The organism is Chelativorans multitrophicus (genome assembly GCF_011317445.1).
Classification (GTDB): domain Bacteria; phylum Pseudomonadota; class Alphaproteobacteria; order Rhizobiales; family Rhizobiaceae; genus Chelativorans; species Chelativorans multitrophicus.
Map to the genome: position 1 here is coordinate 832542 of NZ_JAAAPL010000001.1, position 24908 is coordinate 857449.

At 62.7% G+C, this 24908-nt stretch carries 24 protein-coding genes; 4 read left to right on the forward strand and 20 right to left on the reverse strand.

Features of this window, described 5'->3' with window-relative positions; translation table 11 throughout:
- Positions 1–13: 13 nt before the first annotated feature.
- From GNP00_RS04125 to aroC, 8 genes are all read right to left on the reverse strand, one after another.
- Positions 14–1255 carry a class I SAM-dependent RNA methyltransferase gene (locus GNP00_RS04125; protein WP_011580080.1) on the reverse strand — a complete coding sequence of 414 codons (1242 nt, stop codon included), beginning with the start codon at positions 1253–1255 and terminating at the stop codon, positions 14–16.
- The gene (locus GNP00_RS04130) at positions 1252–2010 is read right to left on the reverse strand and encodes a TlyA family RNA methyltransferase (protein ID WP_011580079.1); all 759 of its coding nucleotides are present in this window, start codon (positions 2008–2010) and stop codon (positions 1252–1254) included. The genes GNP00_RS04125 and GNP00_RS04130 overlap by 4 nt, the downstream gene beginning before the upstream one ends.
- Before the next feature lie 165 nt (positions 2011–2175).
- A complete protein-coding gene (gene dxs, locus GNP00_RS04135; RefSeq protein ID WP_011580078.1) occupies positions 2176–4128 on the reverse strand; it encodes a 1-deoxy-D-xylulose-5-phosphate synthase in 1953 nt (650 codons plus the stop codon).
- Between the two features lie 47 nt (positions 4129–4175).
- A complete protein-coding gene (locus GNP00_RS04140) occupies positions 4176–5096 on the reverse strand; it encodes a pirin family protein (protein ID WP_011580077.1) in 921 nt (306 codons plus the stop codon).
- A 79-nt stretch (positions 5097–5175) separates the two neighbouring features.
- Complete coding sequence (locus GNP00_RS04145) at positions 5176–5442, reverse strand: exodeoxyribonuclease VII small subunit (RefSeq protein WP_011580076.1); 267 nt, start codon at positions 5440–5442, stop codon at positions 5176–5178.
- A 3-nt stretch (positions 5443–5445) separates the two neighbouring features.
- A complete protein-coding gene (locus GNP00_RS04150; RefSeq protein WP_011580075.1) occupies positions 5446–6372 on the reverse strand; it encodes a histone deacetylase family protein in 927 nt (308 codons plus the stop codon).
- Positions 6373–6490: 118 nt separating this feature from the next.
- On the reverse strand, positions 6491–7576 hold the full coding sequence (gene ribB / locus GNP00_RS04155; protein ID WP_041544495.1) for a 3,4-dihydroxy-2-butanone-4-phosphate synthase: 1086 nt from the start codon (positions 7574–7576) through the stop codon (positions 6491–6493).
- 78 nt (positions 7577–7654) lie between these two features.
- A complete protein-coding gene (gene aroC, locus GNP00_RS04160; RefSeq protein ID WP_011580073.1) occupies positions 7655–8749 on the reverse strand; it encodes a chorismate synthase in 1095 nt (364 codons plus the stop codon).
- 155 nt (positions 8750–8904) lie between these two features.
- Between aroC and GNP00_RS04165 the strand changes: the two genes are divergently transcribed.
- A complete protein-coding gene (locus GNP00_RS04165; protein ID WP_011580072.1) occupies positions 8905–9153 on the forward strand; it encodes a DUF1344 domain-containing protein in 249 nt (82 codons plus the stop codon).
- A gap of 44 nt (positions 9154–9197) precedes the next feature.
- On the opposite strand, the gene GNP00_RS04170 is transcribed toward GNP00_RS04165, so the two are convergent.
- The 4 genes from GNP00_RS04170 to GNP00_RS04185 form a co-directional block, all read right to left on the reverse strand.
- On the reverse strand, positions 9198–9785 hold the full coding sequence (locus GNP00_RS04170; RefSeq protein ID WP_011580071.1) for a histidine phosphatase family protein: 588 nt from the start codon (positions 9783–9785) through the stop codon (positions 9198–9200).
- A 113-nt stretch (positions 9786–9898) separates the two neighbouring features.
- A complete protein-coding gene (gene fabI, locus GNP00_RS04175; RefSeq protein ID WP_011580070.1) occupies positions 9899–10717 on the reverse strand; it encodes an enoyl-ACP reductase FabI in 819 nt (272 codons plus the stop codon).
- A 109-nt stretch (positions 10718–10826) separates the two neighbouring features.
- Entirely contained in the window at positions 10827–11735 is a 909-nt protein-coding gene (locus GNP00_RS04180) for a DnaJ C-terminal domain-containing protein (RefSeq protein WP_011580069.1), read from the reverse strand.
- 121 nt (positions 11736–11856) lie between these two features.
- Positions 11857–12282, reverse strand: coding sequence for an RT0821/Lpp0805 family surface protein (locus GNP00_RS04185; RefSeq protein ID WP_049764655.1), 426 nt, complete (start codon positions 12280–12282; stop codon positions 11857–11859).
- A 45-nt stretch (positions 12283–12327) separates the two neighbouring features.
- Here GNP00_RS04185 and pdxH point away from each other — a divergent pair, with 45 nt between their 5' ends.
- Complete coding sequence (gene pdxH / locus GNP00_RS04190; RefSeq protein WP_041544494.1) at positions 12328–12945, forward strand: pyridoxamine 5'-phosphate oxidase; 618 nt, start codon at positions 12328–12330, stop codon at positions 12943–12945.
- A 66-nt stretch (positions 12946–13011) separates the two neighbouring features.
- Here the strand turns inward: pdxH and GNP00_RS04195 are convergent, their stop codons facing one another.
- Positions 13012–14787, reverse strand: coding sequence for an acyl-CoA dehydrogenase family protein (locus tag GNP00_RS04195; RefSeq protein WP_011580066.1), 1776 nt, complete (start codon positions 14785–14787; stop codon positions 13012–13014).
- A 155-nt stretch (positions 14788–14942) separates the two neighbouring features.
- Between GNP00_RS04195 and GNP00_RS04200 the strand changes: the two genes are divergently transcribed.
- Positions 14943–15179 (forward strand): hypothetical protein, encoded by a 237-nt coding sequence (locus GNP00_RS04200; RefSeq protein WP_011580065.1) that lies wholly within the window; start codon positions 14943–14945, stop codon positions 15177–15179.
- Between the two features lie 50 nt (positions 15180–15229).
- Here GNP00_RS04200 and GNP00_RS04205 read toward each other — a convergent pair whose 3' ends face one another.
- The 3 genes from GNP00_RS04205 to purD form a co-directional block, all read right to left on the reverse strand.
- Complete coding sequence (locus tag GNP00_RS04205) at positions 15230–16072, reverse strand: DUF2182 domain-containing protein (protein ID WP_011580064.1); 843 nt, start codon at positions 16070–16072, stop codon at positions 15230–15232.
- Between the two features lie 4 nt (positions 16073–16076).
- Positions 16077–16712 carry a DUF1326 domain-containing protein gene (locus GNP00_RS04210; RefSeq protein WP_011580063.1) on the reverse strand — a complete coding sequence of 212 codons (636 nt, stop codon included), beginning with the start codon at positions 16710–16712 and terminating at the stop codon, positions 16077–16079.
- Positions 16713–16861: 149 nt separating this feature from the next.
- Complete coding sequence (gene purD / locus GNP00_RS04215; protein WP_011580062.1) at positions 16862–18142, reverse strand: phosphoribosylamine--glycine ligase; 1281 nt, start codon at positions 18140–18142, stop codon at positions 16862–16864.
- A 154-nt stretch (positions 18143–18296) separates the two neighbouring features.
- On the opposite strand from purD, the gene ubiA reads away from it, so the two are divergent.
- A complete protein-coding gene (ubiA, locus tag GNP00_RS04220; protein WP_011580061.1) occupies positions 18297–19280 on the forward strand; it encodes a 4-hydroxybenzoate octaprenyltransferase in 984 nt (327 codons plus the stop codon).
- An 11-nt stretch (positions 19281–19291) separates the two neighbouring features.
- On the opposite strand, the gene GNP00_RS04225 is transcribed toward ubiA, so the two are convergent.
- From GNP00_RS04225 to glyS, 4 genes are all read right to left on the reverse strand, one after another.
- Complete coding sequence (locus tag GNP00_RS04225; protein WP_011580060.1) at positions 19292–19855, reverse strand: DUF6101 family protein; 564 nt, start codon at positions 19853–19855, stop codon at positions 19292–19294.
- 198 nt (positions 19856–20053) lie between these two features.
- Complete coding sequence (locus GNP00_RS04230) at positions 20054–21484, reverse strand: FAD-binding oxidoreductase (RefSeq protein WP_011580059.1); 1431 nt, start codon at positions 21482–21484, stop codon at positions 20054–20056.
- 14 nt (positions 21485–21498) lie between these two features.
- The gene (locus tag GNP00_RS04235; RefSeq protein WP_011580058.1) at positions 21499–22455 is read right to left on the reverse strand and encodes an L-threonylcarbamoyladenylate synthase; all 957 of its coding nucleotides are present in this window, start codon (positions 22453–22455) and stop codon (positions 21499–21501) included.
- 79 nt (positions 22456–22534) lie between these two features.
- The gene (glyS, locus tag GNP00_RS04240) at positions 22535–24820 is read right to left on the reverse strand and encodes a glycine--tRNA ligase subunit beta (protein ID WP_166015728.1); all 2286 of its coding nucleotides are present in this window, start codon (positions 24818–24820) and stop codon (positions 22535–22537) included.
- Positions 24821–24908: the final 88 nt, after the last annotated feature.

Below are 24908 nucleotides of genomic sequence, written 5' to 3' on the forward strand. Positions count from 1 at the left end.
TGGTAGCGGGGCCTCAGCCTCGCTTACCAGGCCGCTCCAACAGCGCCACCACCTCCACATGCGGCGACCAGAGGAACTGGTCGATTGGCGTGACCTTCGCTATGCGGTAACCGCCTTCCACCAGGATCGAGAGATCGCGGGCGAGCGTGCCGGGATTGCAGGAGACGGCGGCGACCCGGTTGACCGTCGAGCGGGCAAGCTGCCGGCATTGAGCCTCCGCGCCGACCCGAGGGGGGTCGAAGACGAGCCCATCATATTGCGCAAGCTCTTTCGCCAGGATCGGGCGGTTGAACAGGTCGCGCCGTTCCACGGAGACCGGCTTCAGGCCCGAGGCGCCCTTGGCTGCATCTTCCAGCGCGGCAAGCGCCGCCCCCTCACTTTCTACCGCGTGTACACGGGCTTGGCGGGCTAGTCGCAACGCAAACGTGCCGCTGCCGGCAAAGAGATCCGCGACATGCTTGGCACCCTTAAAATGCGCGGTCACGAGGCCCGCCATGGCCTCTTCCGCCTGCTCGGTCGCCTGGAGAAAACCACCCGGTGGAATGGCCACCGGCACGTCGCCGAACATCACCACCGGCTTTTCCCGCTCCACAAGCACCTCGCCGCCGACCGAGAGCCGCGCGAAACCCTTGGCCAGTGCGAACTGCAGGGCTTTCTGGCGTTTCTGCTCGCCCAGCCTGCCCGATTCCTCGGCGGCGATATCGAGCCCCGTGCGGGTGGCGGTGACGGTGATGTGGAACGGCTTGGATCCCGCCGCGATCAGGCCGACGAGCAAGCGCAGATCGGGGAGTGCGGCAACGATCTGCGGGACGGCGATCGCGCACTCTTCTATCTCGACGATCTGGTGCGATTGCGCGGCGTTGAAGCCGAGCAGCGTGCGGCCGCCCGCCGAGCGCGCCGTCAGGGTCACGCGGCGGCGGGACGCGGGTGGACACAGGACAAGGGGGGCGACTTCCGCCTCCAGCCCGCGACTCCGAAGCGCGCGCACCACCTTATCCCGCTTCCATTCCGCATAGGCCAGGGGCGCCAGGTGCTGAACAGAGCAGCCACCGCAAATGCCAAAATAAGGACTCGCCGGCTCGACGCGCAGCGGAGACGGCTTTTCCACCGACAGCAGCGTCGCGCGCTGCTTCTCCACGCGGGCGGTGACCTCCTCACCGGGCAGCGCGAAAGGAACATAGACCGGCCCGGCCGGCGTGTGCGCGATGCCGTCGCCTTGCGCGCCCAGTTCAACGATGGTGAGCCGCTCGCTCATTCTTTCCGCCCCGCCAGCAGGAATTCGCGTGCGCCGTCGCCGCCTTCGATAGGCGATGGCTCAAGGCCAATCACCCGCCACCCTTCATTCATGCTGAGCCATTCCGCGATATTGCGGGCAATCTCTTCAGCCTTATCAGGCTCGCGCAACAAGCCACCCTTTCCGATCGCCTCGCGCCCCGCCTCGAATTGCGGCTTAACGAGGAAAAGGCCCCAAGCGCCCTTCTCCGCCATTTCGAGCGCGGGCGGCAGTGCGAGTTTCAGCGAGATGAAGCTGACATCGGAGACGAGGAAATTCGGCCTGCGGCCGCCGATCATCCCGAGTGTTAGGTAGCGGGCATTGATGCCTTCGAGGCAGGCGACTCGCGGATCCTCTCGCAGCCTCGCGTCCATCTGGCCGGTGCCCACGTCGATCGCCGTCACATGGGCGGCACCGCGCTCCAGAAGCACCTGCGTGAAGCCGCCGGTCGAGGAGCCGATGTCGAGCGCAAGGGCGCCGTGGGGATCGAGGCCGAACGCATCCAGCCCATGGACGAGCTTCAGCGCCGCCCGCGAGACATAGCGGCGGGCCGGGTCCTCGACCGTGATCTGCGCATCGGCCGGGAAAAGCTGGCCAGGCTTTTTCACTGTCTGCCCTGCCACCTGAACCGTACCGCGCAGTACGGCATCGCGGGCGCGCGCACGGCTTTCAAAAAAGCCGCGCTCCACCAGAAGCTGGTCTAGGCGAAGGCGGGCATGGACGGCTTGGGCAGTCATGGGTGATCAGTGAAGGATGAGGGGCGGCGTGGCAAGCGTCGGCTCTGTTAAATGCATCTATAAGGACGAAACCGGAAATGCCGCGCCCCTTCACGCCCCCCCCTCTGGCCGGGAGGCCAAAGGGAGGGCGCGAAAGGGCACCTAATCCCGCCAATTCAAACCCACTCAAGCCCTTGCCGCCTGCTCCGCCTGGCCGAGCGCGGCGAAAACCGTCTTCACGATGCCCGCCGCGTCGAGCCCAGCCTTGGCATACATCTTTTCCGGCTTCGCCTGATCCATGAAGATGTCCGGCATTACGAGCGGGCGAACCTTGAGCCCATTTTCGAGAAGGCCCTCATGCGCCAGGAAGTGCAGCACATGCGCACCGAAGCCGCCGATGGAGCCTTCCTCGACGGTGACAAGAACCTCATGCTCGCGCGCAAGCCGGCGGATAAGGTCCGCATCGAGCGGCTTTGCAAAGCGAGCATCGGCAACGGTGGTGGAAAGACCCGCCGCCTCAAGCTCTTCGGCCGCAATCATGCAGTCAGCAAGGCGTGTGCCGAGCGAGAGGAGCGCGATCTTGCTGCCCTCGCGGACGATACGGCCCTTGCCGATTTTCAGGATCTCGCCGCGCTGAGGCAGCGGAACGCCTGTGCCCTCTCCGCGGGGATAACGGAATGCGATGGGACCTTCGTCATGGTCAGCAGCGGTGCGAACCATGTGCTTCAGCTCGGCCTCATCCGCGGCCGCCATGACGACCATATTGGGCAGTGTGGCGAGATAGGCGACATCGAAAGCACCGCAATGGGTGGCGCCATCGGCGCCGACGAAGCCCGCGCGATCGATGGCGAAGCGGACGGGCAGGTTTTGGATCGCCACGTCATGCACCACCTGGTCATAGGCGCGCTGCAAAAAGGTGGAATAGATCGCCGCAAAGGGCCGATAGCCCTCGGTGGCGAGGCCGGCGGCGAAGGTCACCGCGTGCTGCTCGGCAATGCCGACATCGAAGCTGCGGTCCGGAAACTCCTTTTCGAACAGATCAAGACCCGTGCCCGAGGGCATGGCCGCCGTGATGGCCACGATCCGTTTATCCTCCCGCGCCTCCTGGACAAGCGCCTGGGCGAACACTTTCGTGTAGCTCGGCGCGCCCGCAGGTGATTTGGCCTGAGCGCCGGTGATCACGTCGAACTTTGCGACGCCGTGATACTTATCCGCCGCAGCTTCCGCCGGCGGATAGCCCTTGCCCTTTTGGGTAACCACGTGGATCAGCACCGGGCCCGTGCCATTGTCGCGCACATTGCGGAGCACCGGCACGAGCGCCTCCAGATCGTGGCCGTCGATCGGGCCGATGTGGAAGAAGCCCATCTCCTCGAACAGAGTGCCGCCCGTCACAAAACCGCGCGCGTGCTCCACGGCGCGGGTGATGGCGCGGTCAAACGACTTGCCCAAATGGGAGGTGAGTTTTTTGCCGACGTCACGGATTCCCCGATAAGCGCGGCCTGAGGCAAGGCGCGCCAGATAAGTGCTCATCGCACCCGTGGGCGGCGCAATGGACATATCGTTGTCGTTCAGGATGACGATCAGCCGCGCATCAAGCGCGCCGGCATTGTTCATGGCCTCATAGGCCATGCCCGCCGAAAGCGCTCCATCGCCGATGACGGCGATCACGTGGCGCTGGCCGCCGGAAAGCTCCCTCGCCACGGCCATGCCGAGCCCGGCGGAGATCGACGTGGAGGAATGGGCTGCGCCGAAAGGATCGTATTCGCTCTCCGAACGCTTGGTGAAGCCGGAAAGCCCGTCCTCCTGACGCAGGGTGCGGATGCGGTCGCGCCGGCCGGTGAGAATCTTGTGCGGGTAGGCCTGATGGCCGACATCCCAGATCAGCCGGTCATGCGGCGTATCAAAAATGTAGTGCAGCGCGACCGTAAGCTCGACGACGCCCAGGCCAGCGCCCAGATGCCCGCCCGTCTGCGAAACCGCATCGATCATCTCCGCCCGCAACTCCTCGGCGAGCTGCGGCAGATCCTCCTCGGGAATCTGCTTCAGATCCGAAGGGAACCGGACACGGTTTAACAGAGGCGTTTCGGGCGGCGACTTCAAATGGCCCGTTTCTCGCTTATCGTTTTTTATCTTGGACATAAGATCTCGTTCGCTGCGTGCGGCCGTGGCGCGTTATTTGCTCTGCCTTACTTCTCCGGCAAGGGGGTGAACTCCTCTTCGTCACCGGGAACGGTGTCGAAGCGGCCCGTGCGCCATTCCTCCTTCGCCTGTTCAATGCGTTCCTTAGAGGAAGAAACGAAATTCCACCAGATATAGCGCCGCGAGCCGAGTGCCGCACCACCCACCAGCATAAAATGTGCTCCCGTTTCCGCCCTCACTACAATTTCATCGCCGGGGCGGAAGACCAACAGCCGATCGGAGGGAAACTTGTCGCCCGAAATCTCGACCGTTCCTTCCAGAACATAAATGGCGCGTTCCTCGGTATCCGCAGGAATTTGAAAGGCGGCGCCGGGCGCGAGCCTGATATCGGCATAGAGCGTTTCCGCGGCGGTCTTGACCGGCGAGCGAAGTCCATGAAGCGCGCCAATAATCAGACGGCCGGAGACACCCTGCGCATCCAGCAGGGGAAGATCCCCCCGCAGGACATGCGAAAAATCGGGCTCCACCTCCTCGCCGCCATCCGGCAGCGCCAGCCATGTCTGCAAGCCCGATATCGACAGCGGACCGCCGCGCATCTCTTCAGGGCTGCGCTCCGAATGGACGATGCCTCGACCCGCGGTCATCAGGTTCAGGTCGCCCGGCTCGATGACCATTTCCGTTCCAAGTGAGTCGCGGTGCCGGATGAAGCCGTCGAAAAGATAGGTGACGGTGGCAAGCCCGATATGCGGATGCGGCCTCACATCCACGGCCTGGCCAGGCCGCAGGACGGCCGGCCCCATGCGATCGAAGAAGATGAACGGCCCGACCAGCCGCCGCCGGGCCGATGGCAAGGCACGGCGCACCTGAAACTCGCCGACATCGGCCGAGCGCGGAACGATGAGGGTCTCGATCGCGTCGCAAGCAAAGGCATCGCCCGCTTCGGGATCCCTGCCGGGAAAGAAACTCATGGACACACCTCGCGCCGGGAGCCAGCGGAGCTTAGACCTCTTCCGGGGAGCGGAACAGCCACTTTTCAGAGAATCAAGATCACTTGGGGTCAAGCGGCTCGGTGCCGACCGGCGCCCCTTCGCGGGACAGCCGGATTTTTTCCACCTTGTCCTCGGCCGCTTTCAGCAGCCGGTCGCAATGGGCCTTCAAAGCCTCTCCACGCTCATAAATGCGGATCGATTGCTCCAGAGGCACATCGCCCCGCTCCAGGTCGTTCACGATGCTTTCAAGTGCCTCCAGCGCCTGCTCGAAGCTCATGGCCTTGATGTCGTCATTCGTCCCGGCGGTGTCGTTTCCGGTTGTCATGCTTTACCCTTTCATCAAGCGTCCCACATGAGCGGCTACCGATAGGCCCAGCCCTTCCAGGTCGTAGCCGCCTTCCAGCAGGCTGACAAGCCGGTTGGACGACCAGCGCCCGGCGCGCTCCATCAGCATGGCGGTTGCCCAGCCGAAATCCCGCTCGTCGAAATTGAGCTGGGCCAGCGGATCGCGGTAATGGGCATCGAAACCCGCCGAAATGATGATGAGGTCCGGCTGAAATTCGTTGATGCGGGGAAGGATCACCGCCTCCAGCGCTTCCCGAAAATCCCCACCGTCCGCGCCCGGTGCGAGCGGAACGTTGACGATGTTGCCTGCTCCCGTTTCGGATTCAGTTCCCGTACCGGGATAGAGCGGCATCTGATGCGTGGAGCAATAAAGAACCGAAGGATCGTCCCAGAATATGTCCTGAGTGCCGTTGCCATGGTGCACATCCCAATCCACGATGGCGACACGCTCGGCTCCGTGCGCCTTCTGAGCGTGGCGGGCCGCAATCGCCGCATTGTTGAACAGGCAGAAGCCCATCGCCCTGTTCCTCTCCGCGTGATGGCCAGGCGGGCGAGCGGCGACGAAGGCGTTGTCCGCGCGGCCGGTAAAGACGTCATCGACCGCAGCAAGGGCCCCGCCAACGGCCGTAAGCGCCGCATCCCAGCTAATCGGACTCACCACCGTGTCCACATCGATGCGGACCATGCCCTCGGCCGGAATCTCACGCTCCATGCGGCGGATATAAGCGTCCATATGCGCGAGAAGGGCGGCCGACGAATCCGCCATGGGCGCCGACACGCGGTCGAGCGGATTGAAGACATCGTGAGCGAGGACTTTTTCAATCGCGCGCAGCCGATCCGGCCGCTCCGGATGGCCGGGCGGCACCAAGTGCTCCAGAAAAATGGGGTGGGTGTATAATCTAGTTGGCATAGCCCGATATAGGTACTTAAGCGGCGCTTGGCCACGCTGAGCAAAGCGCCCTCAAGAGCCTGCAGCGCCGTACGTCCATCAACTGACGAGCCGCACCGTTAGACAGACACGTGGCTCATCAGAGGATTTCGGTGGATGCGATCTCGATCCCAAAACCCTCGAGGCCCACATAGTGGCGTTCACGGGAAGCGAGCAGCCGGATCGACGTGATACCGAGATCCTTCAGGATCTGGGCGCCCAGGCCAATTTCACGCCATTCGTTCTCACGCCGCACTGCCTCTTCGTGATCTTCCCCGCCAGCCAGCCGGCGCTGCTGATGGGCCACGCCAACCGATCCCGCCCGCAAATAGACCAGGACTCCGCGGCTTCCCATGCGCTCCATGATCTGCTGCAACCGTCTTTCCATGCCGAAGACATCCTGGACGACATTCTCGGTATGCAGCCGGACCGGCACATCCTGCCCGTCGCGGATGTCGCCGAAGACGATCGCCAGATGCTGCATCACCTCCCAAGGCAGGGTGTAGGCATAGGCCGTCGCCTGGCCCGCGGCAGTGCTGACCGGGAAAGACGCTACACGCTCGACAAGCGTCTCCTTCCGCTGGCGATAGGCTATGAGATCGGCGACGGAAACCTGCTTGAGCCCGTGCTTTTCGGCGAAGGCCGTTACCTGAGGGCCGCGCATCACCGTGCCGTCGTCGTTCACCAACTCGCAGATGACACCGACCGGCGGCAGACCGGCCAGGCGGCAAAGATCCACCGCCGCTTCCGTATGGCCGGAGCGCATGAGTACGCCGCCCTCCCGCGCCACCAGCGGGAAGATATGGCCCGGCCGCACAAAATCCTGCGCGCCGACATTGGGGTTTGCGAGATTCCGCACGGTGAGCGTCCGGTCCTCCGCGGAAATGCCCGTTGTCGTGCCGTGCCTGAAGTCAACGCTGACGGTGAAGGCGGTCTGATGAGGCGCATCGTTCTCGGCAACCATGGGCGCCAGGTTCAGCCGGCGTGCTTCCTCGCGCGGCATGGGCGCGCAGACGATGCCGGAGGTGTGGCGGACGATGAAGGCCATCTTCTCGGGCGTGCAGTGCACCGCGGAAACGATCAGGTCGCCTTCATTCTCGCGTCCATCATCGTCCATGACGACGACGATCTCGCCGCGCTCGAAAGCACGCAGGGCCTCGACGACATGTTTCTGATCATAAGGCATATAGGTTTCCGTTCTGAGCAAGTAGCGAATAGGGAGCAGCGAATGGAAAGTCCGGCAAGGTTACTCCTCCCCGTTCGCTCATCCTTTCCCCGTCTGCCCCCTGTGGCGCAGATAATGATCGGCAATGGCGCAGGCGACCATCGCCTCGCCAATCGGCACGGCGCGAATGCCCACGCAGGGATCGTGCCTGCCCTTGGTCACAACTTCGACCTCCGCCCCTTTCCGGTCGATCGAGCGGCGGGGTGTCAGGATCGAGGACGTCGGCTTTACCGCGAAGCGCGCAATGATGGGCTGCCCTGTCGAGATACCGCCGAGAATCCCGCCGGCATTGTTGGAGAGGAAGCGCGGATATCCATCATTGCCCGAGCGCATCTCGTCGGCATTTTCCTCACCGTGGATGCGCGCAGCCTGGAAGCCGATGCCGATCTCGACGCCCTTGACCGCATTGATCGACATCAGGTTGGCGCAGATATCCTGATCGAGCTTGCCATAGAGGGGCGCGCCAAGGCCCGCCGGCACTCCTTCGGCCACGATCTCGATCACCGCGCCTACGGAGGAGCCCGCCTTTCGCACACCGTCCAGATAATCAGCAAATTCGGAAACGGATTTCGGGTCGGGCGTGAAGAATGGATTTTCCGGGTCGTGGAGGAAATCCCAATCCCAATTGGCGCGGTCGATCTCCTTCTCACCCATGGAAATGAGCGCGCCGCGAACGACCATGCCCGGCACGATCTTGCGAGCGAGCGCGCCTGCCGCCACGCGGGTCGCTGTTTCGCGCGCGGATGAACGGCCGCCGCCACGATAATCCCTGACCCCGTATTTCGCGTCATAAGTATAGTCGGCGTGACCGGGTCGGTACCGTTCGGCGATTTCTCCGTAATCCTTGGAGCGCTGGTCGACATTTTCGATCAGCATGGAGATGGGCGTGCCGGTGGTCACCAGCGTTTCGCCGTCCTGCATGACGCCGGAGAGAATCTTTACCTCGTCTGGCTCGCGGCGTTGAGTGACGAAGCGGGATTGGCCGGGCCTGCGGCGATCGAGATCTGCCTGTATCTCGGCCTGCGTGAAATGAATGCCGGGCGGGCAGCCATCCACAACGCAGCCGATGGCGGGGCCATGGCTCTCGCCCCATGTGGTGACGCGAAAAAGATGCCCGAATGTGTTGTGCGACATAAAAAGCTTCCTTCCCCATAAGGGGCCGGCCATGCTTCTATGTCGGTTTAGCGATGCGGTCAAACCGCGCATTGCGCAAGTTTGGACACATTTGCGACTTATACTCTTTTTATACTGTCACGCTCTGTCCCGTCTTATTCGATGAGGTTCGAATCATGCGAATCGCAATTGCAGTTCTTGTCCTCGGGCTCCTTGGCTCCCCTGCGCTGGCCGCGGATGCGGAAGGAAAGATCGCTTCGGTCGATCCGAAGGCAATGACGATAACGCTGGACGACGGCGCCACGTACAAGCTGCCGCCGGAAACGGATGTGGAAGCGATCAGCGATGGAGCCGAGGTCGTGATCGCCTATCAGGTGGACGACAACGGCGAGCGGCAGATCACTGACATGTTCCTGTCCGAATAATTTGCTCAACGGTTGGCTGTTTCGGCCGTTTGCGAGAATATGGCTTAAAGCCACTCCAGCCTGTTGTTCTCCACCCGCAGGATGCGGTCCTGCGGTATATCGAGCCTCGCGGCCTCATCACCGGGCATGTTTTCCAGCCAATGGAATATGGCACGCATGACCCCGCCATGCGTCACGCAGATCGTGGGTCTTTCAATCTCGTCCAGCCACGAGCGGATGCGCAGCGCCATCGTCTCATAGCTTTCCGCATCCACGCCCGGCGGCACGAATCGCCACTTGCTGCGCGTGCGCTCCGCCGTGCAGCCCGGCGAACGCGCCTCAAGCTCGGCATAGGTGAAGCCCTGCCAGTCGCCGAAATGCACTTCCATCAGGCGCGGGTCGACGCGGAAATCGGAAGGAGAAAGGCCAAGCCTGGCGCGAATGCGCTCCATGGTCTCGCAGGTACGCCGGAGGGGGCTTGCAACAAAATCGAATGACGAGGGATTCGGCACGATTTCCGCAAGACGCTCGCCGTTGCGGTCGGCCTGGAGGCGGCCGCGTTCGTTGATATCCGTATCCGCCTGACCCTGCAGGCGCGCCTCGCCGTTCCAATCGGTCTCGCCGTGACGCACGATATATAGCAGCGGAAGCACAGTTGCCCTCGCGATAGGGCGCCCCGCCAAATTCGGACTACAGCGCCGAGCGTCCTTTAGAACGCACCAAGGGCGTTGTAAATTATTGAATCCAGCGCCCAGGTTTCGATGCGTTAGTCACCGTTCACCGTGATATCGGGCGCATCCACCGCCTTCATACCAACCACGTGATAACCGGAATCGGCATGCAGCACCTCACCTGTCACGGCGCGCGAAAGATGTGACAGCAGGTAAAGCGCGGTATCGCCCACCTCCTCGATAGTCACCACGCGCTTCAACGGTGAATTGTATTCGTTCCAGCGCAGGATGTAGCGGAAGTCGCCGATGCCCGAGGCGGCGAGTGTCTTGATCGGCCCGGCCGAAATCGCATTGACGCGAATGTTGCTGCCGCCGAGGTCAACCGCCAGATAGCGGACGCTTGCCTCAAGCGCGGCTTTCGCCACACCCATCACGTTGTAGTGCGGCATGACCTTCTCCGCACCATAATAGGTGAGCGTGATGATGGACCCGCCATCCGTCATGAGAGGTTCGGCTCGCTTTGCGACGGCGGTCAGCGAATAAACGGAAATATCCATTGTGCGCAGGAAATTCTCCCGCGTGGTCTCGACATAACGGCCGGTCAGTTCGTCCTTGTCGGAAAAGGCTACAGCGTGAACGAGGAAGTCCAGCTTGCCCCAGCGCTTCTCCACCTCGGCAAAGACCGCATCGATCGACGCCGGATCGGTGACGTCGCAATGGCCGACGACTATGGCGCCGAGCTCGGCGGCCAGCGGCTCCACCCTCTTTTTCAGTGCATCGCCCTGGTAGGTGAGCGCTAGCTCTGCGCCCTCTGTGGCGCATGCCTTGCAAATGCCCCAGGCAATCGAGCGGTTGTTTGCAACGCCGAGAACGAGCCCCCGTTTGCCGGCCATCAGGCCATTCCCACCTGCCATATCGATTCTCCGAACTCAAATTGCGGCGGACGCCGTATCGCACAGTGGCAGAATTGCATCAAGCGCGCGACCGGGAAAGCCTGCCGTGAGGTTTTGCTCGGAAAAGTTGTCAGGCGTCTGCCTTACGGAACAGTGCCTCCAGCGCAGGGTCGCCCCCCTCGGGCAACATGATGCGCACATGAGTGTAAAGATCGCCGTTGCCGCCGGCTTTAAGCGGCAGCCCGCGCCCTTTCAGCCGCAACGTTCGATCGGAACTGGACCAGGCCGGGATCGTCACCGCCACCTTTCCGGTCGGGGTGCCGACCGCAACCTTGGCGCCAAGGACCGCATCGCGCAGACTTACCGGGAGATCGACGTGGAGATCGCGCCCTTCCACCCGGTACTGCGGATGGGGTCGCAGGCGCAGCTTCACGAGCGCATCGCCCCGCTCGCCGAAAGGCGTTTCCGCGCCCTGTCCCTTCAGCCGGATTGTCTGGCCATCCTCCACATAGCGCGGCAACTTCACCGCGATGCGCCGCCCGTCCGGAAAAACCGCGTTGACCTTGGCTTCGGTGGCGATGTCCTCCACACTTACGTCGAGCGTGACGTTGATATCGCCGATTCCCTCGGGCCGGGCGCTTCGCGCGCCCTGGTTTCCGCGGAAGGCCTGACCGAAGATCTCGCTGAAAATATCGCCTGCATCTCCGCCAACGCCGCTCGTGCGGAACTCAAAATGCGCGCGACCCGGACCGCCGCCGCCACGGCGGAACCCTGCGAAGGGGTCAGCGCCAGCTTCTGCGAAATCCTGGTAGCGCGGCTTGCCCGCAGCATCGATCTCGCCATTGTCAAATGCCGTGCGCTTCTTCTCATCCCCCAGGATCTCGTAGGCCTGGTTGACCTCGGCGAAACGTTCCTTTGCCTGCGGATCGTCGGGCCGCTGGTCGGGATGATACTTCTTCGCCAGACGGCGAAAGGCCGCCTTTATGTCCTTGGCCGACGCGCTCTTCGACACGCCCAGCACTTCATAAGGGTCTCTCATTTCTGCCTTGCCCAACGGCGGCAGGAAAGCGCCGCAAAGAATGTTTTTGCCAACAGTTTCAGCATTCAACGATTATATGCGTATTCGGCTGGCGGAATTCCAGTGCACAGGAATGAGGGCGCTAATGCTGCTCGAACATGCGCATGCGCAGATTGCCGGCCATATCCCGGCAGGCCTTGCCCCGATAGAGACCTATGCCGTCAAAGCTCTCGCGCGTGGTGGTGAAGGCGAAGCAGCCTGCTTCGCCGCTATAGGCGGTAATCAAGCCGCGAGCGCCGCTTTCCGGGTTTTCCCACCAAAGACCGGTCGCTTCCTCCGGATTTGCCGAGAGAGCGGCAAGAATCGCCTGGCCATCCTTTGCCAGATTCTCATCGGGAAATACCGCCACTCGCGGCGGAACGGAGCCCGTGGTGAGAACCGTATCGACAGCGGCCTTTTTCCCGCCGATGACACAGGCCTGAACCGCAACGGACATGACGAAAAGAGCCGCAGCCTTCCGAAGGGCGCGCAGGGCCAAACGGCCAACTGTTTCTGTCTCTTGCGTCACTCCCAACAATCGGCAATCTCCCAATGACAATAGATGAGCAGAACGATGATTAAAAACGACTTAAAGCAGACCGACTTTACCGAGGCAGGAGAGCCATTCCGCCTGTTTGCCGAATGGCTTCGGGACGCAGAACAATCCGAACCCAACGACCCAAACGCCACCGCGCTCGCAACCGTGGACCCGGAGGGGATGCCCAATGTGCGGATGGTCCTGCTCAAGGGATTCGATGAACAGGGATTCGTTTTCTATACCAACTTTGAAAGCGCAAAGGGACAAGAAATTTTGTCCTCTATGAAAGCCGCGATGTGTTTCCACTGGAAAAGCCTGCGCCGTCAGGTGCGGGTGCGTGGCCCGGTGGAAAAAGTGACGGACGAGGAGGCCAACGCCTATTATGCTTCCCGGCCGCGCGGCAGCCGGATCGGCGCCTGGGCTTCGAAGCAATCCCGGCCGCTGGAAGGTCGCTTCGCCCTCGAGAAGGCGGTTGCCGAGTACACGGCCAAATACGCGGTGGGGGAAATACCCCGGCCCGACTACTGGTCAGGCTTCCGCATCAAGCCTGTGAGCATTGAATTCTGGCACGACCGCCCCTTCAGGCTGCATGACCGCATTCTCTTCGAGCGGGAGAGCGGCGGGTTATGGACGAAAACGCGTCTTTATCCCTGACAGGGCGAGCACACGCGCGGCGACGATCAGTACCGCCTCGCGGCGCTTCAGCCTGGATTTGACCGCTCATGCCATCTCTTCCAGACCGTCTGCCGCCGCGAGCAGGCTTTCTCCGCCCGTCATAACCGCGCGTTTCAAAGAGGCGGTCTCGCCAAGATGGTTTTCCGCCGCAAAGCGGCAAAGCCGGGCAAGGCCGGCATCGGAACTGGAGACCGCCGCGCGGGAGATCAGGACGTTGCCGGCGGCAAGCGCGAAAAGCCGCAGATACGGTGTGGCGCCACAAAGGGCGATCTCCAGATTCCCCTCTTCTAGGAGGCTCAGGAGGTGTTCGGTGGCCTGCTCCAGATCATCGAGGGCCGCCGTAAGCGCCATCCCGGCCTCAGCGAATTCCGGCATATTGCTGCCGCGCATGGTTTCCACGTCGCGCCGCAGCTCGGAGATATAGCCGCGTACGTGGTCTCCGCCCGACTGGGGAAGCTTGCGCATTACCAGATCGATGGCCTGGATGCCGTTCGTCCCCTCATAAATGGGGGCGACGCGTATGTCGCGATAATAGACGGCGGCGCCGGTCTCCTCGATGAAGCCCATGCCGCCGTGAACCTGAATGCCGAGCGAGGCAGCCTCGACGCCCCCATCCGTGGCAAAGGCCTTCGCAACGGGAGTGAGCAAATTGGCACGCTCCTGCCAATGCGTTCTTCGTTCGGGCTCGGCGAGCCGGGCCATGTCCACGGCGTGCGCACAGGAATAGGTGATGGCCCTGGATATCTCGGCAAGGGATTTCATCGAAAGCAGCATGCGCTTTATATCGGGATGCGCAGCAATCGGGCTCATGCCCTCGCCGCTCCAGCCTGGCGCGCGGCCCTGGCGGCGCTCCTTCGCATAGGCCAGAGCCTTCTGGTAGGCCGCTTCCGCCACGGCCACGCCCTCCATGCCGACGGCAAGCCGCGCATTGTTCATCATGGTGAACATGCAGGCGAGGCCCCTGTTCTCCTCGCCCACCAGCCAGCCGACCGCTCCCGGCTCGTCGCCGAACCTGCCATCGCCATAAATCATGGTGCAGGTGGGCGAGGCGTGAAGGCCGAGCTTGTGCTCGATCGAGGCGCAGAAGACATCATTGCGTGGACCAAGCGAGCCATCCTCGCCCACAAGGAACTTGGGAACGAGAAAAAGGGAGATGCCTTTGCTGCCAGCCGGCGCGTCGGGCAGCCGCGCCAACACCATATGCACGATGTTCTCTGTCAGGTCGTGCTCGCCATAGGTGATGAAGATCTTCTGGCCGAATATGCGGTATGTGCCGTCACCGGCGCGCTCGGCACGCGTGCGCAGGGCGCCTAGGTCGGAGCCGGCCTGCGGTTCCGTCAGGTTCATCGTGGCCATCCACTCGCCGGAAACGAGCTTTTCCATATAGGTCTGCCTGAGCGCATCGGTTGCATGCCGCTCCAGCGCCTCCACCGCGCCCATGGTAAGCGTCGGCCCCAGCGCGAAAGCCATGGATGCGGAGTTCCACATTTCGAGGGCGGCAACCGAAAGCATCGTGGGCAGGCCTTGGCCGCCCCATCGCGTCGGCGCGGCGAGCGCGTTCCATCCGCCTTCGCACCATCTGCGGTAGAGCGCGGGCCAGCCCTTGGGCGTCGTCACCACGGCGTTTTCCAGCCTTGCTCCTTCCACATCTCCAATCTCAGCAAGCGGGGCGATTTCCTCACCCGCAAACCGGGCGGCTTCCGCAAGCACGGCCCGGACGAGATCAGGTGACAGACCTTCGACAAGGCCCTGATCCAGGATGTCTTTCAATCCCATCGCGTTCAGGGTTCGAATGATGGCCTCGACCGGCGCGCGATACATTCGTCACTCCTTCGGATGTATGCATTGCAAAGCTAACGGTGAAGCTGCTGCTCCGCCAGCCAGAAAGGAACTATTGCTTACGTAAAGGTCAAATCACTCCCCGTTGAGCATGCCCGGTCGAGGGATTAAAGGAGAGAGACTGAATAGGAGACGCCATGCTCGCCCGGCCGGAAAAGTTCAAATGCGTCGAATGCGGCAGGGCGATGGGCACGCCCGGTTTCGCCTATTATCACGGCCTGATCGAGAAAGGACCGGCCTACTGGTCCGACCGGGGCATACTGTGCTCAATCGAATGCTCGCTCGCGCATCACCGAAAGCGCTTGGCCGAAGGAACCTTGCCCACCAGCCCCGCGCCGGACCCGTTTGACGGCGATCAGGATTCCAACGTTTAGCCCCGTTCCTTCATATGAACACCGCGATTGCGGTGACAAACTGCTGCTACTCAGAAAGCGTTAACACCCAGCAGCCCTGCTCCGCCCAAAATCAGGACCGCGCCAGCGAAGCGTGAGAGAACTCTGCCGGTGGGCAGGATTTTTTCGGCAAGAACGAAGATTGCGATGGCAGCAATCCAGAGCACATTCATCACGCCGCCCACGAACAGGAGTCCCATAAGCGCCCAGCAGCACCCTATGCAATAAAGCCCGTGCCTAAATCCGATGCGCAGCGAGCCGAAAGCGTCGCGTCGGAAGCCTCCATGACGCTGAATGAAGGATAGCGGCGCCTGGCAATTTGCCAGACAGGTGTCTTTCAGCGGTGTCCACTGATAAAGCCCCGCCACGACGAGGATGATCCCGCTAATGGCGCTGCTGGCGCTCGCCATGGCCGGATTGAGCAAGAGCCCCTTCTCAAGCCCCCATTGGCCTATTGTCGCGAACAGCGAAAATACGAACCACGCAAGCAGGTATCCGCCGGCAAAGAAACCGGTGGCGGCTAAGGGTTTTCCCGCCAGAGCCGCATGACGGCCCACGCGGGCATATAGGAGGATGATTGGCGCGGCCGATGGCGTCATCATGCCGATCATCATCACCGCCCACATCGCAAACATGAAGGCGAACTCGGCCGCGCTCCATTGATGCACTTCCGGCTGCATGATCGAGCTGGGGCCCGCAGGTTGGCCTGGCATTGCCATACCCGGCATATTCGCGTCCGCACTCGCTCCTTCCATGCCCATGGAACGGGCAAGCCAAAAGATGTAGGCCCAAGCTAGAACAACGAGCGTTGCCAGGGCGCCGGCGACAATGATCCGGTCGCGCCGCAACGCTGTTTCGATGGCAATGCCGTTCATGGCATTAGTGGACGACACCAGCTCCCGTCATATGCAAGCGGGCGAAATGCGCGTGCGAATCTCCAAGACTGAGCGCTATCGGTCCCTTGGTCTCGGCCCAACCTCGGCCCGCTTCGCAAACGTCGTACTCGAAGCCTCTCGGCAGGTTGATCCGGGCGCGGTGTTCGTCGCCGGTCACCGGATTGAGGATCGGTTCACCGCGTGCTTCAACCAGTCCCGGCACGTTCACGCGCGCCGTGCGGGTATCGACATCGATCTCGAACTCGATATCCGCGAATACGGGATCATGGACCTTCTCGAAGGTAGTCGAGAAAACCTGAAAGAAGGTCGCGCCCGGTTCGGTGTCCTCGCCTGTCATGATGCGCAGCAAAGCCTGCCGCTGCTCATCCGACGCGCGCTCGTCAACAATCGGGACGACTTCTCCCCGGCCTTCGTGAATAGCGCCCGGCCATTGCAAGATCATACCGATCTTCAAACCATCGAGTTGCGTGTCGCCATGTCGGCCTTCGTCGATTTGAACGAATCCGACGGCGCGGCAACTTCCTTGGGTTGGGCGTGCAGCAAATTGGCAGGGACAACCGTAGGCGCAGCTGCAGTGTATGAACTCTCGGCCTTTGATAACCCATTCCGTGTCGGGCATGATCTCCTCCTCTTCTTGGCCGCCGCCATATGATGGCGGCGAACGGATCATTGTCCCTTCAAGATCAACCCACAATCTTGCAACACAGGTGAGAGCCTGTCGACTTGACCAAACGGCGTAGATACGGGATCGCGATGCCGTGAACGCCGTTACGTGTTCCGGGATTCCCGCTCGATCGCCCGCCAGCCGATGTCGCGGCGGCAAAAACCTTCCGGCCAGTCGATCCGGTCCACGGCGCGATAGGCCTTGTCGCCTGCCTCCGTCACCGTGCGGCCAAGAGCGGTCACGTTCAGGACCCGCCCGCCATTGGCAACGAGCGCGCCGTCCTTCAGCGCCGTCCCGGCGTGGAAAATCTCCGCGCCCTCGGCGGCCGCGGCGTTCAGCCCGCCGATAATGGAGCCTTTCTCCGGCGTTCCGGGATAGCCATTCGCAGCCATGACCACGGTCAGCGCCGCATCGTCGCGCCAGCGCACGGACATATGCGCAAGCTGGCCGTCGACCGCGCCCTTCATGAGGGCCAGCAGATCGTCCTTGAGCAGAAGCATCAGGACCTGGCACTCGGGATCGCCGAAGCGCACATTGTATTCGATGAGCTTCGGCCCCTCTTTCGTGATCATGAGGCCGGCATAGAGCACGCCCACAAAGGGCGAGCCCATCTCCTCCATACCTTTCAAGGTCGGCTCAATGATCTCGCGCATGACCTGCGAAACCATGTCGGACGTCATCACGGGGGCCGGCGAATATGCGCCCATCCCGCCGGTGTTTGGGCCTGTATCCCCCTCGCCCACGCGCTTGTGGTCCTGCGCGGTGCCAAAGGGCAGCGCCGTCTTGCCGTCGCACAGGCAGAAGAAGCTCGCTTCCTCGCCAACAAGCAATTCCTCCACCACCACCTCCGCGCCCGAATCGCCGAAGACGCCGGAGAAGCAATCGTCCACCGCTGCGAAAGCCTCCTCCTCCGTCACGGCGATGGTGACGCCCTTTCCGGCCGCCAGTCCATCGGCCTTGATGACGATCGGCACGCCCACCTTGCGGATATAATCTTTGGCGTGCGCAGCATCTTGGAAGCGGGCATAGCCAGCGGTCGGGATATCGTAGCGCGCGCAGAGATCCTTGGTAAAACCCTTGGAGCCTTCGAGACGGGCAGCACTCGCGGTGGGGCCGAAGACCGGGATCCCGGCGGCAATCAGGTCGTCGGCAAGGCCGGCCACCAGAGGGGCCTCAGGACCGACGACGACGAAGCCGATCCCGTGGTCCCGGCAGAAACCAATCACCGCCTCATGATCCCGGATGTCGAGCGACACGCATTCGGCATGTTCGGCAATTCCCGGATTGCCGGGCGCGGCAAAAAGCTTCTCCAGAAGAGGCGAGGCCGCCAGCTTCCACGCCAATGCATGCTCGCGCCCGCCCGAACCGATGAGAAGAACTTTCATGGACCTGCTCGTGCCTCAAATTTCCTGCGATGGGGCTATGGCCGAAAAGGCCGGAGGTCAAGCCGCAGCGAGACATATCAAGAAGGATTGGCTTGACGCGGGCCGCCCCTCTTGCCACTCCACTCAAACCATCGAAATGGGAAAGAGAGGGCAGATGGATATCATCCAGTCCCGGCGGATGCGGGGCCGCGTCGCCGATGCACCGTCGGGCCATTGGGTTTATCGCCTTTTGCCGCGCGGCGCCTGGCCTTATGCCCAGCTTGCCCGCTGGGACCGCCCTATCGGCTGGAAACTTCTGCTATGGCCGTGCTGGTGGTCGCTCGCCCTGGCGTCAGCCGCGGGCGCCACGCCCGGCACGCCGCTTCTGGACGTCATTCCGTCGCTCTGGCACCTCCTGCTTTTCCTCCTGGGCGCCATTGCGATGCGCGGTGCTGGCTGCACCTATAACGATATCGTTGACCTGGATGTGGACGAGAAGGTGGAGCGGACGCGCTCGCGCCCGCTGCCTTCGGGCCAGGTTTCCCGAAAGCAGGCCTGGGCGTTTCTCGTGGCGCAGGCGCTCGTCGGCCTTGCGGTGCTCCTGCAGTTCAACGGCTTTGCCATCCTGGTGGGGCTGGCATCGCTCCTGACGGTGGCGGTCTATCCCTTCGCGAAAAGATTCACCGACTGGCCGCAATTCTTTCTGGGGCTTGCGTTTTCCTGGGGCGCCCTGATGGGCTGGGCCGTCCATTTCGGTGCCCTGTCGCTCGCCGCTTTCCTGCTCTACTGCGGCAGCATTCTGTGGGTGATCGGTTACGACACGATCTATGCCCATCAGGACAAGGAGGACGATGCGCTGGTAGGCGTCCGCTCAACCGCGCGCCTCTTTGGCGAGCATACGAAACGCTGGCTTGTTGCGCTCTACGGGGGAGCGCTCCTCTTTTTCGCCGTCGCCTTTGCACTTGCGGCCGTGCCTATGCCGGCGCTTGCCGGACTTGTTGCCGCCGGCGCACATATGTCGCGGCAGATCCGGGTGCTCGACATCGACGACCCGGACCAGTGCCTTGCCCTTTTCAAGTCCAACTCGGTTGTGGGCTGGCTGATCTTCCTGGGGCTCCTGGGCGGAGGCGCCTGGGCGACGATCAGCCCTTATTTCTGATGTAGAGACAATCAGCCGCGGGCGGTGATCTCCTCGCCATCAACAACCAGACGCAGGCCGAGCGAGCCCTTGCGGCGGCGAGCCAGGAAGCGCGGACGGCGCCGGGCCACGGTGCTGCCCTGGCGGCGCTCCTGCGCCGCGCGCTTCTTTACGTTGCCCAGCGATTCCTCGAGCGTGCGGGCCACGCCGTCGGATTCCACCAGCAGCATCGGCAGGCGGTAGGCTTCGGCCCAGGCGCGCCAATCGGCGGCCACATCATCAAGATCCCCGGCCACGAGCAGCGGCACGGAGAGCTTGGCGTCGGCATGCAGAAGTTCCAGTGTGATCGTCACCTGGCCATCCTCATCCTCGATGGCGCGGGCAGCCACGCCGCGGAATGCGGAGGGTGGCAGGGCGAAGGTGACGGGCAGCTGGGCCTTGTCCAGAACCCGGCGCATGCGGACTCCGCGCACGCCGATTGTAAACGTCACCTCGCCAAAACTGTCCTGAGTTGCGTAGCTCACCACCTGCGGGAGGTGAAAAGGATCGAGCCGCAGGGCTCGTCCAGCCCAGACCGGTTTCAGACCAATTGACATATGTGCCTTCCTGTTGCTCCCGAGAGCCGGTTACCCGGTTCTCCCCGACCAGTTGACCCGGTCTCTTATGGAGGGAAGACTAGCGCCTGGGTTCTTACTTCCGGGCTTAGAAAGTCAGTTAAATTTTGCTGATCACGCGGCCGCGCATTTTACGACAAAATAAGCTTTGTAAAGAACCTTCTAACCAAAGTGCCGGCCTCAGATCACCTTGCCGGGATTCATGATGCCCTGGGGATCGAAGGCCGCCTTGACGCGGCGCATGAGATCCGTCGCGACGGCCGGCTGAGTGGCAAGAAGTTCCGCGCGTTTCATGCGGCCGATGCCGTGTTCGGCCGAGAACGAGCCGCCAAGTTCCCGCACGAGCGCATGTACGGCATCATTCATCGCGCGGTAGTGCGTTAGAAACTCCTCTTTCGAGGCACCGGCTGGCTGGGAAATATTGTAATGCAGATTGCCGTCGCCCATGTGGCCGAAACAGACCGGCCGCACCCCCGGAACCACCTCCTGAACGATTTTCGCGGCGCGCTCTATGAACTCTGGGATGGCCGCAACGGGCACGGATATGTCATGCTTGATGGAGCCGCCTTCGGGGCGCTGGGCATCCGACATGTCCTCACGCAGCTGGCGCAACTGGAGCTGCTGCGTTTCGTTCTGGGCGATCACCGCGTCGGTCGCCCAGCCCGCCTCGAAGCCTGCCGCAAGGATTTCCTCCATCAGGAAGCGGGCATCTTCAGCGGAGCGCCCCGAGGAAATTTCAATCAGGGCGTTCCAGGGATGGCTTTCGGCCAGCGGAGCTCGGGCTTGCGGAATATGCCGCAGGACGAAATCGAGCGGCGTTTTCTCGATGAGCTCGAACATGGTCAGCGCCCTGCCCGCCTTCTCGTTCGCGAGCTCAAACAGCCTCAGCGCGTCCACCGGCGAACCGAGCCCGACCCAGGCAAGATCCCGGCCCTTCGGCATCGGGTAGAGCTTTACGACCGCCGCCGTGATGACGCCCAGCGTGCCCTCGGCGCCGATGAAGAGATCCTTCAGATCATAGCCGGTATTGTCTTTCTTGAGCTTGCGAAGATCATCGAAGATCTCGCCTGTCGGCAGCACGACCTCGAGCCCCAAGCAGAGGTCCCGCGCCACGCCATAGGCAAGAGCACCCACGCCACCTGCATTGGAAGAGAGATTGCCGCCAATCTGGCAGGAGCCCTGCGCGCCGAGCGACAGGGGGAAGAGCCTGTCGTTTTTCGCCGCCTCCTCCTGGAGAACCTGAAGCACCACACCTGCCTCCACGGTGGCCGTATTGGAGGAAAGGTCGACCTCGCGGATGCGGTTGAGGCGCGAAGTGGAAAGAATGACCTCGCGGCCGGTCGCGTCGGGCATTTGCCCGCCGACCAGCCCCGTATTCCCGCCTTGCGGCACGATGGGCGTTCCGGTCTCGGTGGCGAGCTTCAAGATCCGGCTCACCTCCTCGGTGCTTCCCGGCTTCAATACCAGAAGGCTGCGCCCGCCCCAGAGGCCGCGCGGCTCCACCAGATGTGGCTCGATGTCACCTTCATCCCTGAGCGCATGGCGCTCGCCGACAATGGCCGCAAAGCGATCCGCAAGCGCTGGATCAAGCGTGTTCGTCTCAGCGTTCATCGGCGGTCACCTCTTCACTGATCCCTCGGCGCGGCGGCGCGGGCCAGACGGTCGTTGATCGCCTCGCCCAGCCCGTGCCGCGGCACGGGCTCGACTGCAATGGTTTTGGCGCCCCCAGCATCGAGCGTGGCAAGGTGAGAAAAGAGGTTCGCCGCGGCCTCACGCAGATCGCCCGAAGGCGAAAGATTGAGCACCATCGCCGCTTGATCCGCGCCCTTCGCCCGGTCCGGCCCGAAACCAAGCAGGGCTTCGCCCGCCAAAACCTCGGAAGCGTCGAGCCTGATCGCGGCATGCGGTGCATAATGCGACGCCAGCATGCCAGGGGCCTGCACGCCATTTGCGCCGCGTTTCAGGGACATGCCGGCAACACGCTCGATCTCCTCCGCCGCAAGCCCTCCGGGGCGCAAAAGAATGAGCGTTTCGTCCGCCACTTTCACAATGGTGGATTCCAGCCCGACCCTTGCGGGTCCCCCATCAACGACAAGCCTGATGCGATCGCCCAGCGCGGCGTTCACCGCCTCAGCCGTGGTGCCCGTCACGCGGCCGGAAATGTTGGCGCTGGGGGCCGCGAGCGGGCGGCCGAACCGTGCAATGACATTGGCTGCAAAGCCCTGGGGGCAACGGAGCGCCAGGGTGTCGAGCCCGGCGGTCACCAGCGGGTGGATGCCCAAATCCGGGCGATGGGGAAGCACGAGCGTAAGCGGGCCGGGCCAGAAGGCCTGCGCGAGGCGCAGGGCCAGCGGAGAAAAAACCGCGAAGCGCCCTGCCATTTCGAGATCGGCCATATGGGCGATCAACGGATTGAAGCGGGGCCTGCCCTTCGCCTCGAAAATCCGCGCGACCGCCTCTCCATTGCGTGCATCCGCGGCAAGGCCGTAAACCGTCTCCGTGGGGATCGCAACGGGCTCTCCCGCCGCCAACAGGCGGCAGGCTGCGTCAAGGGCAATCTCCTCACGCAGAATTTCGGCCATGCTCTTTTCCCTTTACCTTCCAGGGTGCCTATCCCGATGGAAGGCCGGGAGCAAGGCTTTGCATGGATAGAACCCTGCTTCAGCCAGCGATCTTCGAGAAATCCGCCACCCGGCCGGTCGCCTCGCGAATGCGCTGCAGGAGCGCCAGGCGATTTGCGCGAATTGAATCATTCTCGTCATTTACGAGGACTTTTTCAAAGAATGAATCAATCGGCTCGCGAAGCGCGGCAAGCGCCGTCATGGCGGCGGAAAAGTCTTGTTTCTGAATCGCTTCGCCGGCTTCCTTCTCGGCCTGATTCACCGCGCTGAAAAGCCTGATTTCCTGCTCTTCCTTGAGAAGCGCGGGATCGACGGCTTCCGCAATCCGGGTACCCTTCTTCTCCTCGGCCGCGAGAATATTGGCCGCGCGCTTGGTGCCCGCGAGCAGGTTCTGGCCCGTCTCCGTGCCCAAGAGATCGGAAAGCGCTTCCACGCGGCGGACGATCAGGAGGAGGTCATCGTTGGATGAAGGCGTGATCTCCCCCCTTGAGGGGGAGATGCCCGGCAGGGCAGAGGGGGGTGTGACAGACTGAGATGTTGGCGGGACAGCGCCCCCCTCTGTCGCCTTCGGCGACATCTCCCCCTCAAGGGGGGAGATCGGGCGGCCACTCGCCAGCACCGCGTCGATGAGATCGTGCCGGGCACCTTGATCGCGGAGATAAACCTTCAGCCGGTCATGGAAGAAAGAGAGGAGGTCTTCCGTATTCTCGGCGCTCACATTCCTAGCTTTGCGGAACGCTTTCAAAAGCGCCAGCCTTACCCCATTCTCCACCACAATCCTGATCACGCCCAAGGCAGCGCGGCGAAGGGCGTAGGGGTCCTTCGAGCCCGTCGGCTTCTCGTCGATAGCCCAGAAGCCCACAAGCGTGTCGAGCTTGTCGGCGAGTGCCACGGCCACGGAAACCGGATCGGTCGGCACGATGTCGGATGGGCCGAGCGGCTTATAATGCTCTTCAAGAGCGCGGGCGACAGACGGGTGCTCGCCCTGGAGCTCGGCATATTTGCGGCCCATGGCGCCCTGAAGCTCGGGGAACTCGCCCACCACCTCGGTCGTAAGGTCCGCCTTGGCGAGCACCGCCGCGCGCTCGGCCAGATCCGGGTCCGCGCCCACAATCGGAGCAAGTTCGCGCGCCAACCGGCGGATGCGCTCAACCCGCTCGCCTTGGGTGCCAAGCTTGGCATGGAAGGTAACGTTCAGATGTTCGAGCCGCGCCATGCGCTGGTCGAGCGGCTTGTTCAGGTCGAGGCCAAATTTCTCTGCCGAGCCTTTCAGCCGGTCGATGTCCGGCAGGTCGGCCTGGTCCGTCTTCCAGAAGTAGAGCGCGTCGGACAGGCGCGCGCGCACAACCTTGCCGTTGCCGTAGGCGATCTCCTTGCCGCCGTCCGTGGCCTCGATATTGGCCGTGATAATGAAGCGGTTGGAGAGCTTTTCCAGCTCACCTTGCGGCCGCGTGACAAAACATTTCTGATTGGCGCGGATGGTCAGGCGGACGACCTCGGCCGGGATCTCCAGATAAGCCTCCTCGAATTCTCCCATCAGTACGACCGGGTACTCAACAAGGCCGGAAACCTCTTCCAGAAGCCCCTCGTCCTCGACCAGCTCAAGGCCGTTGGCGAAGGCGAGGTTCTTCGCATCGTCCAGGATGATGTGCTTGCGCCGCTCGGCGTCGAGCACGACCTTCGCCTGCTCCAGCTTCTCCACATAGTCGTCGAAGCGGCGCACGGTGATGGCTTCAGGCGCGTGGAAGCGATGACCATAGGTGACGTTGCCCGCGCGGATGCCGTCGATCTCGAAATCGACCACCACCGGCTCTTCCGTTTCCGGGCCAAAGGTGCAGACGATGGATTGAAGCGGGCGCACCCAGCGCAAGCTGCCGGGATTGCGGGAGGCCTTGCCCCAGCGCATGGATTTGGGCCATGGAAAATTGCGGATGACGGCAGGCATCAGCTCGGCGATGATCTCCTCGGCCGGCCTGCCATTCTTTTCGATCACCGCGACGTAAAACCCACCCTTCTTGGGGTCGGTGTGCACGTGCGCCTGGGCAATATCAGTGAGGCCGGCCTTGCGGAGGAAGCCTTGTATCGCCTGTTCCGGCGCGCTGGTCGACGGCCCCTTGATCTCCTCACGCACATCACGGGAGCGGGCGGTGACGCCGCGGATATCGAGCGCCAGGCGGCGGGGGGTCCAGTATTCGGTCGCCGCCTCATAAGTGAGGCCCGCTTCCACCAGACCGTCGGTCACGAGCTTCTTCAGGTCGCCCGCCGCCTTGCGCTGCATGCGGGCGGGGATTTCTTCGCTGCGAAGTTCAAGAAGAAGGTCGGGCATGGATTGTTCTCGTGTGCGGGCTCGCGCGGGCAATAGCAAACTCGACCGGCCGCTGAAACCTTTTTGTAACGGAATTGGAAACATCGGA